Below are 16,551 nucleotides of genomic sequence, written 5' to 3' on the forward strand. Positions count from 1 at the left end.
CTACCTGCCTGCGTCCCGGAGTGCCTTCGCCAGCAGCTCCGCCACTGACTGCACCGTGGGCTCGCGCAGCAGCGTGTGGTGGGTGCCCGGCAGTTCGTGCGATTCGAGCTGCTCGCCCACCAGCGCCGCCCAACCGCCGTCGATGGGGCGTGACTCGTCCCGCTCCTCCGCGTGGATGCGCAGGACGTGTTGCTCCATCGCGGGTGGGTGGTAGCGCCGGGCCGCTTCGAGGTTCGCCTCGAAGACCTGGAAGAGGGCCGTGGCGTCCACGCCGGGCGGCAGCGCGCCGGCCTGGACCGCGGCTTCCAGCACCTCCATGATCGACGCGTCAGGTGCCAGGGCCTCCAGCGAAACGCCCAGGTCCTGCGCGAACAGGCCCGCCGCCAGCGTGCGGTCCAGGTCCGGCTCCGAGTCCGGCACCGTCTCTGGGACGTATGAGTCGATCATCGCCACCAGCTCCACGGCTTCGCCTGCTTCGCGGAGCTGGTACGCCATCTCGTAGGCGATGACGCCGCCCAGGGACCAACCGCCCAGGCGGTACGGGCCGTGGGGTTGGACACCTCGCACCGCCCGTACGTAGCTGGCGGCCAGGGCCTCCACGGTGTCCAGCGGCTGATCCGTTCCGTCGAGGCCCCGGGCCTGGATGCCGTAGAAGGGCTGATCCGCTCCCAGCTTCCGCGCGAGCTCCGCGTAGGCCAGCACGTTGCCGCCCACCGGGTGCACGCAGAAGAACGGCGTGCCGGTGCCTTCGGTCGTGAAGGGCACCAGCGGCGTGAAGGGCTTCGGCGCCTCTGGCTCGGCCTCTCCCAGCAGGACCGCGAACCGCTCCACGCTGGGGGCCTGGAAGAGCGCTGACAGCGGGAGCTTGCGGCCCGTCTCCCGGTGCACCGCCGCCATCAGCCGCACCGCGAGCAGCGAGTGCCCACCCAGTTCGAAGAAGCTGGTGCGCACGTCCACCGCGGCCACGCCCAGGGCTTCGGCCCAGAGACGCTCGAGCAGCGCTTCCTGTTCGTCCCTGGGGCCGACCCTCGCTTCGGGGGGCGCGGCTTCATCCAACGGAGCCGGCAGCGCCTTGCGGTCCACCTTGCCGTTGGGCGTCAGCGGCAGGACGGGCAGGGCGACGTAGGCCGCCGGGATCATGTAGTCCGGCAGCGAGCGCTGGAGGTGGCTTCGGAGCGGAGCGGTGTCCACCTCCGGCGCCACGTACGCCACCAGCCGTTGCACGCCCGGCACGTCCTCACGCGCGAGCACCATCGCGTCGCGGATGCCCGGGTGCGTGCGCAGCGCGGCCTCGATTTCGCCCGGCTCGATGCGGTAGCCGCGCAGCTTCACCTGGAAGTCCACGCGCCCCATGAAGTCGAGCGTGCCATCGTGCTTCCAGCGGACCCGGTCGCCCGTGCGGTAGAGGCGGGCTCCGGGCTTCGTGCTGAACGGATGCGGCAGGAAGCGCTCCGCCGTCAGGTCTGGACGGTTGCGGTAGCCACGCGCCAGGCCCTCGCCCGCGATGAACAGCTCACCCGGGACGCCCACCGACACGGGACTCAGGTTCGCGTCCAGCACGTAGGCCCCCATGTTCACCAGGGGCCTCCCGATGATGGGCGTGGGGTGCGCCGTGCCGGAGATGCGCTCCCAGGTCGCATACACCGTCGTTTCCGTCGGGCCGTAGAGGTTGAACGCCCGCGTGCGCCGCGCCTCCGCGAGCGTGCGCCACGTCACCTCGTCCACCGCCTCTCCGGCGAGGAGGATGTGCGCGGGCACATGCCCCTGCTCCAGGAGCCCCGCCTCCAGCAGCAGCTTGAACTGCGACGGCGTGCAGTCCAGGACGTCTACCCTCCGCTGCTCCAGCCACGCGAGCATCGCCTCTGGATCCTGCCGAACGGCTTCCGGGACGAGGCACAGGCAGTGGCCGTCTCCCATCAGCACCCACTGCGCCACCGACACGTCGAAGTAGTACGGCGCGTTGAGGGCCACCCGCATGCCCGGAGGCACTTTGCTGAAGCACGCCTCGGACATCGCGTGCCGCAGGTGCGAAAGCGAGCGGTGCTGGACCATCACGCCCTTGGGCATGCCCGTGGAGCCCGACGTGTAGATGACGTAGGCCAGATGCTCCGGCCGCACGCCCGAACGCGGGTTGCCCGGCGAGGACGCTTCGATGCGCCGCGCGTCCGCGTCCAGTCGCACCACGTGCCGCACCGCCGGCTGCCACGACTCCACCTGATCCTGCATGGTCAGCAGCACGGCCGCGCCGCTGTTCTCCAGGATGAAGGCCCGTCGCGCTTCAGGGGCCGCGGGGTCGAGCGGCACGTACGCGCCGCCCGCCTTGAGGATGCCCAGGAGGGCGACGATGGCCTCCGGCGAGCGCTCCAGGCAGAAGGCCACCGGCGCCTCCGGGCCCACGCCCAGCGAGCGCAGGTAGTGCGCCAGCTGGTTCGCGCGCACGTTGAGCTGGTGGAAGGACACCGTCGTGTCGCCCATCACCACGGCGGGAGCCTTGGGCGTGCGCGCCACCTGCTGTTCGAAGCGTGCGTGGAAGAGCAGGTCGGCGTCGAAGCGGGCTGTTTCGCCACTCCACTCCTCCAGTACCCACTGGCGCTCCTCGGCCGTCAGCAGGGGCAGGGTGTCGAGCGCGGCGTCGGGCTTCGCGACCGCGCCCTCCAGCAGTTGGACCAGGTGCTCGGACAGCCTACGGGCCGTGGCGGGCTCGAAGAGGTCCGTGGCGTAGGAGAGGGTCCCCTCGAAGCCCTGCTCCGTGCGGGACAGCGCGAGGTCCAGGTCGAACTTCGTCGTGGGCAGGTCCACCTCCACTGGACGCAGCGTCAACTCCGGCAGGCGCACCTCCGCGTCCGGCATGTTCTGGAGCGCGAAGAGGGCCTGGATGAGCGGCGTGCGCGACAGGTCGCGCGCGGGCTGCACGGCCTCCACCAGGCGCTCGAAGGGGATGTCCTGGTGCTCGTACGCGCCCAGCGTGGTGGCGCGCACCTGCGCGAGCAGCGTCCGGAACGACGGGCGTCCATCGAACCGCGCGCGCAGCACCAGCGTGTTGACGAAGAAGCCAATGAGGCCCTCCGTCTCCGCGTGACGCCGGCCCGCGATGGAGGTGCCCACGAGCAGGTCCTCCTGGCCGGAGTACCGGTGCAGCAGCGTCTGGAAGGCCGCGAGCAGCACCATGAAGGGCGTGGCACCCTCCGCCTGGGCCAGTGCCTCCACCGCCTCGCTCAACGGCTGCGACAGTCGCACCGGGAAGGTGGCGCCCCTCGCGGAGCGCTGGGGCGGACGCGGCTTGTCAGTAGGCAGCGCCAGGGCCTGAGGGGCTCCGGCCAACTGCTGCGTCCACCACGCGAGCTGCGCGTCCAGCACTTCGCCCTGGAGCCAGCATCGCTGCCACACGGCGAAGTCCGGGTACTGCACCGGCAACGGAGCCAGCGGCGAGGGCTGGCCCTGCCGGAATGCCTCGTAGAGCGCGGTGACTTCACGCACCAGGATGCTCATGGACCAGCCGTCTCCAATGGCGTGGTGCATGCACAACAGCAGCACGTGCTCCGCTTCGCCCAGCTTCAGCAGCGTGAGCCGCACCAGCGGCCCCGTGGCGAGGTCGAAGGGCGTCAGTGCGTCCTCGCTCGCGAGCCGGATGGCCTCCGCTTCCCGCAGGTCATCCGGCAGGCCCGTCAGGTCCACCACCGACAGGACTCCGGTGGGGGCGGGGTGCACGTGCTGGCGGGGTTCACCGTCGTGGGACTCGAAGGTGGTGCGCAGCGCTTCGTGGCGTTCCACCAGCGCGTCGAAGGCCTGCTGGAGCGCGGGCACGTCCACCGTGCCTGTGAGGCGCAGCGCCGTGGGCATGTTGTAGAGCGCGCTGCCCGGCTCCAACTGGTCGATGAACCACAGCCGCTGCTGCGCGAACGATAGCGGATGAGGACCGGGGGGCGCCGCGGGCCGCAGCGCCGGGAGGGCGCTGGCCTCCGGTGCATCCGGCAGCCGCTGGGCGAGCCCCGCCACGGTGGGCGACTCGAACAGCGCCCGGACGCCCACGTCCACGCCGAAGCGGGCGCGGATTCGGGAGACCAGTTGCGTGGCCAGCAGCGAGTGGCCGCCCAGTTCGAAGAAGTGGTCGTTGCGGCCCACGACGGGCACGTTCAGCAGTTCCTCCCACAGCGAGGCCAGGGCCACCTCCGCGGGTGTCGCCGGAGCTTCGTACGAGCGCGACGCGCGCCGCTGCGCTTCCGGTGACGGCAGCGCCTTGCGGTCCAGCTTCCCGTTGGGCGTCAGCGGCAGGGCGGGCAGGGCGACGAACGCGGACGGCACCATGTACTCCGGCAGGTGCCGGCGCAGGTGCTCGCGCAGTCCCTCCGTGTCGCCCTCCGTCACCACGTAGGCCACGAGCCGCGCATCGCCTGGCACGTCCTCGCGCACCAGGGCCACCGCGTCATTGACGCCCGCGTGCGTGCGCAGCGTGGCTTCAATTTCGCCCAGTTCGATGCGGTAGCCGCGCAGCTTCACCTGGAAGTCCAGGCGGCCCATGAACTCCAACGTGCCGTCCGGCTTCCAACGGCCCCGGTCTCCCGTGCGGTAGAGGCGGGCGCCGGGCTCGTCGCTGAACGGATCCGGGACGAAGCGCTCGGCCGTCAGTTCCGGACGGCCCAGGTAGCCTCGCGTGACGCTCTCGCCGGAGAAGCACAACTCTCCCGGCATCCCGATGGGCACTGGCCGCTGCCGCGCGTCGAGGACATATGCGTTCAGGTTCGCCACGGGCCGGCCGATGAAGGGCTCGGTCCGGCGCGTTCCCTGGATGGTGACGCCCGCCGTGCAGACGGTGCACTCCGTGGGGCCGTAGCCGTTGAAGACGCGCGTGCGGTCCGTCGCGGCCAGCTTGCGCCACGACTCCACGTCCAATGCGTCGCCTCCCATCATCACGAGGGGCGGGACCCAGGCGCGCTCCAGCATCCCCGCCGCCAGGAGCGGCTTGAGCTGCGCGGGGGTGCAGTCGAACGAGTCAATGCGGTGCTGCTCCAGCCACGTGAGCATCGCCTCCGGGTCCACGCGCAGCGCGTCCGGGACGATGTGGAGGCAGTGGCCGTCGATTAGCTGCACCACGCGGTCCATCACCGCGTCGAAGTACAGCGGCGCGTTGACGCTGACGCGCTGGCCCCTGGGCTGGCCCGCGTAGAAGGCGCGGATGAAGGCCCGGTGCATGTTGAGGATGGTGCGGTGTTGCACCATGACGCCCTTGGGCCTGCCCGTGGAGCCGGAGGTGTACAGCACGTAGGCCAGGTGCTCCGGGCCTGTCAGGGCGGGCAGGGGCTCGTGAGAGAGGGCGCCCAGTCCGGTCTGCTCCACGTCCAGCCACAGCGTCTGCACCGTGCCCGGACTCCAGTCGCCGCACGCGGCTCCCGTCGTGACGAGCACGGCCGCGCCGCTGTCCTTCAGCACGTAGTCCTTGCGCGCGGGTGGTGCCCTGGGGTCCAGCGGCACGAAGGCGCCCCCGGCCTTGAGCACCGCGAGGAACGCCACGATGGCCTCCACTGAGCGCTCCAGGCACAGGCCCACCCGCACCTCCGGGCCCACTCCCATGGAGCGCAGCCGCCACGCGAGCTGGTTCGCCCGCGTGTCGAGCTGCCGGTAGGTCAACGCCGTCTCTCCGAACACGACGGCCGGCGCATCCGGGGTGCGCGTCACCTGCCGCTCGATGAGGCCGTGCAGGGTGGCGTCACGCTCGAAGTCCACCCGCTCGCCGCTGCCCATGCGCACCAGCCGCACCAGTTCCTCCGGCGAGACGAGCGACACGTCCGACAGCGGCAGGTCCGGCGCGTCGCACACGGCCTCCAGCAGCCTGCGCAGGTGCGCGACGAGCCGCTCGATGGTGCTCGCGTCGAAGAGGTCCGCGGCGTAGTGGATGCGGCCCTCGTAGCCGTCGCGGGTCCGGTTCAGGTCCAGCGCCAGCTCGAACTGCGTCGGCGCGCCGCCCTCGAAGTGGGCCGGCCCCACGGTGAGTCCGGGTACCGCCATCTCCGGCACGGGCGCGTTCTGGAGCGCGAACATCGCCTGGAAGAGCGGGGTGCGCCCCAGGTCACGCTCGGGTTGGAGCGCTTCCACCAGGTGTTCGAACGGGATGTCCTGGTGCTCGTACGCGCCCAGAGTGGTGGCGCGAATCTGCGCGAGCAGCTCGCGGAAGGTCGTCCTCGCGCCGAAGCGCCCGCGCAGCACCAGCATGTTCACGAAGAAGCCGATGAGGCCCTCCGTCTCCGCCTGCCGGCGGTTCGCGATGGGCGAGCCCACCAGCACATCGTCCTGCCCGGACACGCGTGACAGTACGGCCTGGAATGCAGCCAGAAGCGCCATGAAGGGCGTGGCGCCTTCGGCTTGCGCCAATGCATCCACGCGCTCGCTCAAGACTCGCGGCAGCGTCACCCGGACCAGGCCGCCTTGCTGCGTGGCGGTGGTGGTCCTCGGCCGGTCGGTGGGCATGTCCAGCACGAGGGGCGCTCCGGACAACTGGTTCTTCCACCACTCGACCTGCGCTTGCAGCACGCCGCCCTGGAGCCAGCCGCGCTGCCAGACGGCGTAGTCCGCGTACTGCACCGGCAGCTCCGGCAGGACGGCGGCGCGGCCTGTGCGCATGGCCTCGTAGAGGGCCGTGAGTTCCCGCACGAGGACGCCCAGCGACCACCCGTCGGAGACGATGTGGTGCAGGTGCAGCACCAGCACGTGCTCGCGTTCATCCAGCTTCATCAGCAGCGCGCGGACGACCGGCCCGCGCTTCAGGTCGAAGGGCTTCAGCGTCTCCGCGTGGCCCAGGCGCTGGGCTTCGGCCTGCCTCGCGGCGCGGCTGCCCAGGACCGTCAGGTCCACCGTCTCTAGGGGGACGTGGCCCTCCGGGTGGATGTCCTGCACGGGCTTGCCGGACTCCATGCGGAAGGTGGTGCGCAGGGATTCATGCCGCGCCATCAGCGCGTCCAGGCTTCCTTGCAGCGCGGCTACGTCCAGGTCGCCGGTGAGGCTCAGCGCCAGCGGCATGTTGTAGAGCGGGCTGCCCGGCTCCAACTGGTCGATGAACCACAGCCGCTGCTGAGCGAACGACAGCGGCGGCGCGGACGTGCGCTCTGCTCGGACCAGCGGTGGCGCCTGGGTGCGGCGGGCATCCACCAGCCGCTCCGCCAGCGATGCCACCGTGGGCGAACGAAACAGTTCGCCCAGCGGCAGCTCCAGGCCCAGCGTCGAGCGGATGCGCGACACGACCTGCGTGGCCAGCAGCGAGTGGCCACCCAGCTCGAAGAAGTCGCCGTGGATGTCCACCGTCTTCAGTTGCAGCACCTCCGCCCAGATGCCCGCGAGCGTCTTCTCCAGCGCGCTTCGGGGGGCAGCGGTGGAACTGTCCGTGGCACGGGGCTGGGGCGCGGGCAGGGCCTTGCGGTCCACCTTGCCGTTGGGACTCAGCGGCAGCTTCGGCAGTACCACGATGGCCGAGGGCACCATGTACTCCGGCAGCTGCTTCTGCACGGACACCCGCAGTGCTCCCGTGTCCAGGCCTTCGCCGCTCACGACGTAGGCCACGAGGCGCTTGTCGCCCGGCACGTCCTCGCGCACCACGACCACCGCCTCCTCGACTTCCGGCGACAGGCGCAGCACAGCTTCGATTTCGCCCAACTCCACGCGGAAGCCACGCAGCTTCACCTGGAAGTCGGTGCGGCCCAGGAACTCCAACGTCCCGTCACGCTGCCAGCGCACGCGGTCGCCCGTGTCGTAGAGGCGTGCTCCCGGCTCGGTGGCGAAGGGGTGGGGGATGAAGCGTTCGGCCGTGAGGTCCGGGCGCTGGAGGTAGCCCCAGGCCAGACCGTCTCCGCCCACGTACAGCGTGCCCGGCACTCCCGGCGGCACGGGCTGGAGTGCCGCGTCCAGCACCCACACCGTGGAGTTCGACAGCGGCCGGCCGATGGGCACCGAATGGCCCACGGTGTCTCCGGCGCGCAGCGTGTGCGTGGCGGAGAACGTCGTGTTCTCCGTGGGGCCGTAGCCGTTGACCAACACCGCGCCCGGGGGCAACCGCTTCAGGTGTTCGCGCACGCGCTCCACGCTCAGCACGTCGCCGCCCGCGAGCACCTGCTTCACGCGGGCCAGCGCTTCACCCTGGTGCAGCACCATCTGGTCGAAGAGGGCGGCGGTGAGCCACAGCGTGGTGATGCCTTCGCGCCGCAGCAGCGCTCCCGTCTCCTCCAGTGACAAGACCCTGGGCGGCGCCAGCACCAGCGTCGCGCCGTTCAGCAGCGCGCCCCAGACCTCCAGCGTGGACGCGTCGAACGCGAGGGGCGCCAGATGGAGGAAGACCTCCTCGGGGCCGAAGTGGATGAAGTCCGCGCCGCGCACCAGACGCGTGATGCCCCGGTGCGGGACTCTGACGCCCTTGGGCCGGCCGGTGCTTCCCGACGTGAACATCACGTAGGCCAGCGCGTCGGCGTGCACGCTCAGGTCCAGCGGCGTCTCCGGCTGCCTCGCGATCTGGGATTCATCCGCGTCCAGCAGTACCTGGAGGTCCGTCACCTGCGGCAGCTCATCCGCCAGGGACTCCTGCGTGACGAGCACGCTGACGCTGGCGGCCTGGAGCATCCAGGTGATGCGCTCCGCCGGTGTCTTCGCGTCCACCGGCACGTAGGCCGCGCCGGCCTTGAGGATGCCCAGCAGACCGGTGACGAGGTCGAATGACCGCTCCAGGCACAGGCCCACCCGGTGTCCGGGCCGTACGCCCTGGCGCCGCAGGTGGTGCGCGAGCTGGTTCGATGCGCGCTCCAGCGCCGCGTACGTGAGCGTCTCCCCGCCGGACTTCAGCGCGATGGCGTCCGGCGTGCGCGCGGCCTGCTCGGTGAAGAGCGCGGTCACGGACGCGTCACGCGGGTAGTCCCGAGCCGTGTCGTTCCATCCGACGAGCAGCCGCTGACGCTCCGCCTCCGTGAGCCACGGCAATTGCCCCAGCCGCGTGTCCGGTGCGCGGACGACGGCCTCAAGCAACACGCGCAGGTGCTCCACCATGCTGGCCGCCGTGGCCGGTTCGAAGAGGTCCTGGTTGAAGACGAGTGCTCCGTCGAAGCCCTCCGGCGTGCGCTGCATCAGCCACTGGAGGTCGAAGAGGATGACGTCGGCGTTCGCTTCCAGCGGGCGCAGCGTCAGGCCGGGCAGGGACAGCTCCGGCATGGGCGCGTTCTGGAGCGTGAAGGTCACCTGGAAGAGCGGCGTGCGCCCCAGGTCGCGCTCGGGCTGGAGCACCTCCACCAGCTTCTCGAACGGCAGGTCCTGATGCTCGTACGCGCCCAGCGTGGTGGCGCGCACCTGCTCCAGCAGTTCACGGAAGCGCAGCGTGTCGCGGACCCGCGTGCGCAGCACCACCGTGTTCGCGAAGTAGCCGATGAGGCCCTCGACCTCCGCGTGACGGCGGCCCGCGATGGGGGACCCCACGAGCACGTCCTCCTGGCCCGCGTACCGGTGCAGCATCAACTGGAACGCCGCGAGCAGCACCATGAAGGGCGTGGTGGAGGTCTGTCGTGCCAGGGCCTCCAGCGCCTCGCTCAGGTCTCGCGGCAGGGGCATGGGCCGCACGCCGGCCCGGAAGGACTGACGCGCCGGACGCGGGTGGTCCGTGGGCAGCTCCAGGAAGGGCGCGGCGCCTTCCAGCTGTCCGCGCCAGTACGCCACCTGCGAATCCAGCACTTCCCCCTGGAGCCAGCCACGCTGCCAGAGGGCGTGGTCCGCGGCCTGGACCGGCAGCTCCGGCAGCGGCGACGGCTGCTCCTCGGAGAACGCCGTGTAGAGCGCGGCCATCTCGCGCACCAGCACGCCCGTGGACCAGCCGTCGGAGATGATGTGGTGCGTGTTGAGCAGCAGCCGGTGCTCGGTGGGGCCCAGCTTCATCAGGAGGCCCCGGAACAACGGCCCCTGTTCCAGGTCGAACGGGGTGTGCAGCTCCTCCTGCGCCAGCCGCGACACCTCGGCCTCCCGAGCCTCCTGCGTCGGGAGCGCGGAGAGGTCCACGTGCCGCAGGGGCATGGGGAAGGGCGGATGGATGACCTGTGACGGCGTGCCTTCGTGCGAACGGAAGGTGGTGCGCAGCGCTTCGTGACGGCGGACCAACTCGTCGAACGCCGCGAGCATCACGATGATGTCCAGCGTGCCTTGCAGCACGAGCATGCTCGGCAGGCTGTACGCGTTGCCCGCGGTGCCCAGCTGCTCGATGAACCACAGCCGGTGCTGCGCGAACGACAGGGGCAGCACGTCGGGCCGCTCCGCCCGGATCAGCGCGGGCAGGGCGGACGTGGGCGCCTGCGGAGCCTCTGGCTTCCGGAGCGCGTCGATGCGCTCGGCCAGCGCCGCGACCGTGGGGCCTTCCAGCAGGGCTCGCAGGGGCAGCTCCACGCCGAAGTGCGTGCGCACCCGCGACACCAGCTGCGTGGCCAGCAGGGAGTGGCCGCCCAGCTCGAAGAAGCCGTCGTGCCGGCTCACGGCGGGGACTCGAAGCACTTCGGTCCACAGCGGGATCAGCGCCGCTTCGGTGGGCGTCGCGGGCGGTTCGATCACGCGCTCGGTGACGGGGGCGGCCTCCGGTGCGGGCAGCGCCTTGCGGTCCACCTTGCCGTTGGGCGTGAGGGGCAGGGCGTCCAGCGGGATGAACGCGGCGGGCACCATGTACTCCGGCAGGTGCTGACGCACGTGTTCGCGCAGGGGCGACGTGTCCACCTGGGGCGCGATGTACGCGATGAGCCGGTCGTCGTGGACCTGCACCACCGCGTCCCGGATGCCCGGGTGCGCTCGCAGCGTGGCTTCGATTTCGCCCAGCTCGATGCGATTGCCGCGCAACTTCACCTGGAAGTCCAGGCGGCCCATGAAGTCGAGCGTGCCATCCTCCCGCCAGCGGGCCTTGTCGCCCGTGCGGTAGAGGCGCGCGCCGGGCTCCGGGCTGAACGGATCCGGCATGAAGCGCTCGGCCGTCAGGGCGGGCAGGCCCAGGTAGCCTCGCGCGAGGCCTTCACCCGCGAGGCACAGCTCGCCCGGCGTTCCGACGGGTGCCAGGCGCCCGTCCGTGTCGAGCACGTAGGCCCGCAGGTTGGCGATGGGCCGGCCGATGACGGGCACCTGCTGGGGCGCGCCCTGGACGACGCTGACCGTCGCGTCCACGGTGACCTCCGTGGGGCCATAGCCGTTGTAGCCACGACCGCGCTTCGCCGCGGCAAGCTGCCGCCAGGTCACCTCGTCCATCGCCTCGCCTCCGATGGAGAAGTGCTTGGGGACGTGGGCGCGCTCCAGCAGCCCGGCGGACAGCAGGAGCTTGAGCTGTGACGGCGTGCTGTCGAACACGTCGATACTCTGACGCTCCAGCCACTCGAGCAGGACCTCCGGCTCCAGGCGCACGTCCTCCGGGACGATGTAGAGGCAGTGGCCGGACAGCAGCTGGATCACCTGTTCGATGGACGCGTCGAAGTACAGCGGCGCGTTCACGGTGATGCGCTGAGCCGGCGGCAGGTCCTCGTAGATGCTCAACGTCATCGACTTGTGCAGATGGAGCACCGAGCGGTGCTGCACCATCACGCCCTTCGGCGCGCCCGTGGAGCCCGACGTGTAGATGACGTAGGCGAGGTTCGCCGGACCCGCCGCCCGGGGCGGGTTCTCCGAAAACCTGTCCGACTGTCCGACAGGTTCTGCGTCCAGCAGCACCCGGTGGGGCACCTCCGAGTGCCACGCTTCTTGCAGCGCCTGCGTCGTGATCAGCACGGTCGCGCCGCTGTCCTCGATGACGAACGACTTGCGCGCGGCCGGAGCCCTGGGGTCCAGCGGCACGAAGGCGCCTCCGGCCTTGAGCACCGCGAGCAGCGCGACGATGACCTCCGCCGATCGCTCCAGGCACAGGGCCACCGGGACCTCCGGGCCCACGCCCAGCGACCGCAGGTGCCAGGCGAGCGCGTTGGCCTTCGCGTTGAGCTGACGGAAGGACAGCGTCGTTTCCCCGAAGACCACTGCGTCCGCGTCCGGCGTCTCCTCGGCCTGCCGTTCGAAGCGGCCGTGCACCGTGGAGTCGCGCTCGAAGTCCACGACATCACCGAGCCCGGCGCGCAACAGCCACGCGCGGTCTTCGGCCGACACGAGGGACACGTCGGCCAGCCGGGCTTGGGGCCGGGCCAGCTCCTCCAGCGCCTGCCTCCACTGGCCCAGCACCCGGCGGACGGCATCCTCGTCGAAGCGGTTCGCGTCGTAGGTGAGGTGCAACTGGAGCTCGCGGCCCGGCAACACCGAGGCCGCCAGCGGGTAGTTCGTGCTCTCGCCCATCACCAAGTCGCGCAGGTCCAGCGCGGTGGAGCGGCGCAGCAGGGATTCGTCGAAGGGGTAGTTCTCGAAGATGAGCAGTGACTGGAAGAGCGGCTGTCCCCGGGGGATGTCACTCCACCCGTGCGCGGCGACCAGCGGCGTGTGCTGGTGCTGCTGGATGCCCAGGAGCTTCGCCTGGAGGGACTGGAGCCACGGCAGCACGGGCGAGTCCTCGTCAGGGAGCGTGACGCGGACCGGCAGCGTGGCGATGAGCAGGCCCAGCATGGACTCCGAACCCGCCAGCTCCGGCGGACGGCCGGCCAGCGTGGTGCCGAAGAGGACGTCGCGCGTGTCCGCATGGCGCGCCAGCACCAGCGCCCAGGCCGCCTGCGTCAGCGTGTTGAGCGTGAGCTGGTGCTGCTTCGCGAAGGCGTCGAGCGCCTGGGTCCGGGCCTCCGGAACCGCGATCGCCAGGTCGGGCTGCTCCACCACGCCCGAGGGCTGCGCGGCCAGAGGACGCACCGCGGGCAGGGGCGTGGGCGACGACAGGCCGGACAGTTGGCCGCGCCAGAAGCGCTCGTCCCCGGCGGCGTCACGCTGTCCCAGCCACGCGATGTAGTCGCGGAAGGGGGGCCGGCCCGCGGCGGGCAGCGGCGTTCCGGCGCGAAGGGCGTCGTAGAGGGCGAAGACCTCCTGGAAGAACAGCCCCAGGCTCCAGCCGTCGAACAGCAGGTGGTGGTGGCTCCACACGCAGCGCCAGCGCGCGTCCGACAGCCGCACCACCGTCATGCGCGACAGCGGGGCCCGGGACACGTCGAAGCCGCGCGAGCGGTCCTCGGCCATCAGCCGCTCCAGGGCGGCCTGCTGCTCCGCGTCCGGCAGGTGGCGCCAGTCATGCACTTCGAACGGCAGCGCCGCGTGCGAGTGCACCGCCTGCAGCGGCGTCTCCAGTCCCTTCCACACGAACGCGGTGCGCAGGATGGGGTTGCGGTCCACCGCCGTCTGCCACGTCCGCTGGAGCAGCGCGACGTCCACGTCCGAGTGGAACGTCCACGCGGTGTGCTCCACGTAGAAGCCCGCGTGCGGGTCCTCCAGGGCGTGGAAGAGCATGCCCTCCTGGAGCGGAGACAGCGGGAACAGGTCCTCCACCGTGGGGCCCTGCGCAGCCAGCACCGCGTCCAGCGCGGCCTGGGAGAGGTGCGCCAGGGGGAAGTCGCTCGGCGTCCTCCGGCGCGCGTCCTCCGAGTGGCGCTGTGCGATGAGCTCCCGCAGCACGGAGAGGAAGCGCTGGGACAGGGTCCGCACGGTCTCCTCGTGGTGCAGCAGTGGGCTGTAGCCGAAGGCCATGCGCAGCCGCCCGTCCAGCACCGAGCCATCCACCACCAGCGCGTGCGGATGCGCGGCCTGGGGGGCCACGTTCGGGCCCACGGGCTCGTCGCTCAGGGCGAAGAGGGTGCTCGCGGCGGCCGAGCCATCCAGTTGTCCCAGGTAATTGAACGACACCTGCGCCTGGGGCAATGCGGCCAGCCGGGCCCGCGTTTCGACGGGACCCAGGTGGCGCAGCAGCCCGAAGCCGATGCCCCGGCCGGGCCACGCGCGCAGCGTGTCGCGCACGGCGCGCAGCCGGTCTCCCAGCGTGCCCCTGAAAGACAGCCGCAGCAGGGCGGGCGTGAGGGACGTGAACCAGCCCACGGTGCGCGACACATCCGCGTCCGCGAACAGCTCCTCGCGGCCGTGGCCCTCCAGGTCGATGAGGACGTCGGGTTTGCCGGTCCACTCGCCCAGCGCCACGCCGAGCGCGGTCAGCAGCACGTCGTCGATGCGCGCCCTCCACGCGCCGGGCGTCTCCTGGAGCAGGAGCCGGGTGGCCTCCGCGTCCAGCTCCGCGGCCACCGTCCGGTGCGTGGCGTAGGTGCGCGGCCCCGGTCCGTCCACGGGCAGCGGCGCCACGTCCGCGCGCGCCGCCTCCAGCCAGAAGGCGGCCTCCGCGCCGAGCACGTCCGACAGGGCATGCGTCTCCAGCCTTCGGGCCCACGACAGGAAGGACGTCGTCTTCGCGGGCAGCGTGATGCCCTGGCCCGACTGGAGCTGGCGGTAGGCCGTCTCCAGGTCCTCGACGAGGATCCGCCACGACACCGTGTCCACCACCAGGTGATGGATGACGAGCAGCAGGCGCTGCGCCTCGCCCGGCCCGAAGTGGAACAGCACCGGCCGCACGAGCGGCGGCGCGGACAGGTCGAACGACGCCTGGATGCGCGTGGCCTCCGCTTCCATGGCGGACGCGTGCGCCTCGGCCGGCAGCGCGGAGAGGTCCACCTGGAGGAGCGTGAGCGGGGCTTCGTCAGGCCCGGCGTCGCGCTGGCGCCAGGTGCCCTCCGGGCCACGGAGGTAGTGCAGGCGCAGGGCGTCGTGGTGGACGACGAGCGCTGTGAGGGCCTGCTCCAGGTGCGCGGGCGAGAGCGGCTGCCGGGCCTTGAGGAGCAGGGCGTGGTTGAAGTGGTGCGCGTACACCGGCTCGCGCTCCAGGAAGCCCGCCTGGATGGGGGTGAGGGGCACGTCGCCCACCACCGGGCCCTGTTCAGCGAGGCTGGCCGCGCTCACGCGGGCCACGGCCGCCAGCGCGCCCAGGGTGGGGTGCTGGAAGAGGTCCTTCACCAGCAACTGGACGCCGGCCTGCCGCGCCTTCGCGACGACCTGGAGGCTGATGATGGAGTCGCCGCCCAGTTCGAAGAAGTTGTCATCCAGGCCCACGCGCTCCACGCGCAACACCTGGGCGAGCACCTGCGCCAGCGACTGCTCCATGCGCGTGCGGGGCGCGACGTACTCACGGCGCGAGGCGCGCTGGCCCTCGGGAGCGGGCAGGGCCTTGCGGTCCACCTTCGCCTGCGCCGTCAGCGGCAGGGCCGCCAGGGTGACGAACGCGGACGGGAGCATGAACTCCGGCACCCGCTGGCGCATGAAGTCGCGCAGCGCGTTCGCGTCGAGCGGCCCGCCGTCCGGGACGACGTAGGCCACGAGCCGCTTGTCGCCGGGCACGTCCTCGCGCACCCAGGCCACGGCTTCGCGCACGTTGGAGTGGGCGCGCAGGGCGGCCTCCACCTCCGCCAGCTCGATGCGGAAGCCGCGCACCTTCACCTGGTGGTCCACGCGGCCCAGGAACTCCATGACTCCGTCGCGCCGCCAGCGCGCCAGGTCGCCCGTGCGGTAGAGCCGCTCACCGGGCCGCGAGGAGAAGGGGTGCGGGACGAAGCGCTCCGCCGTGAGGTCCGGCCGGGACGCGTAGCCGCGCGCCAGGCCGTCGCCGCCGACGTACAGCTCGCCGGGCACACCCGGGGGGACCGGCTGTCCGTGCACGTCCAGCACGTAGAGCTGCGTCTGCGCGATGGGCCGGCCTATGGGCATCGTCGCGCCCACGGACGCCGCGTCTGGCACGGACCAGGTGGACGCGAGGAGGGTCGTCTCCGTCGGGCCGTAGCAGGCCGTGACGGCGGTCCCCAGGTCCGACTCCAGCACCCGGCGCACGTGGACCGGTGACACGACGTCACCGCCCACGAGCACGCGCCGCACGCCGCGCAGCGCCTCCATGTTGACGTCCACCACCTGCGTGAAGAGGCCGGAGGTCAGCAGCAGCGTGGTGACGCCGTGGCGCTGGAGGACCCTGGCCAGCAGGTCCACGTCCGACGGTGAGGTGGGCGGGAACACCGCCAGCTTTCCGCCGTGCAGCAGCGGTCCCCAGATCTCCAGCGTGGTGGGGTCGAAGGAGATGGGCGCGACGAGCAGGAAGGTCTCCTCCGGCCCCACGTGCCCGTACGTCGGGTGGTGCAGGAGGCGCATCACGGCGCGGTGCTCCACCGCGACGCCCTTGGGCCGGCCGGTGCTGCCGGACGTGAAGTCCACGTAGGCCAGGTGGCGTGAGCGCAGGCCGGTGTCTGCCACTCGCGACGTGGGCTGATCCGCGACGGGCGCCTCCTCCACGAAGAGGGACGGCAGCTCCACCGGCAGCGCTTCGCGCGTCGCGCGTGTGGTGACGAGCAGCTTCGCGGGCGCGTCCTCCAGCATCGCGGCCAGGCGCGCCGCCGGGTAGGACGCATCCAGCGGCACGTAGGCGCCCCCGGCCTTGAGGATGCCCAGCAGCGCGACGATGAGCTCCACCGAGCGGTCCAGGGAGACCGCCACCAGCACGTCCGGGCCCACGCCGTGCTGGCGCAGCAGGTGTGCCCACTGGTTCGTGCGCGCGTCCAACTGCGCGTACGTCAGGCGCTCCTCTCCGAA

The 16,551-nt window shown here is 71.5% G+C and carries 1 protein-coding gene (cut by a window edge); it reads right to left on the bottom strand.

Annotated features, from left to right (window positions below; all coding sequences use genetic code 11):
• Positions 1 to 16,551, bottom strand: partial view of a non-ribosomal peptide synthase/polyketide synthase gene (locus JYJ93_RS40225; RefSeq protein WP_347402701.1) — the end only. 20,883 nt of this gene lie beyond the right edge of the window; only the last 16,551 of its 37,434 coding nucleotides appear in the window; its start codon lies off the right edge, out of view; its stop codon occupies positions 1 to 3.

Source organism: Corallococcus sp. NCSPR001 (assembly GCF_017309135.1).
Taxonomy (GTDB): Bacteria; Myxococcota; Myxococcia; order Myxococcales; family Myxococcaceae; genus Corallococcus.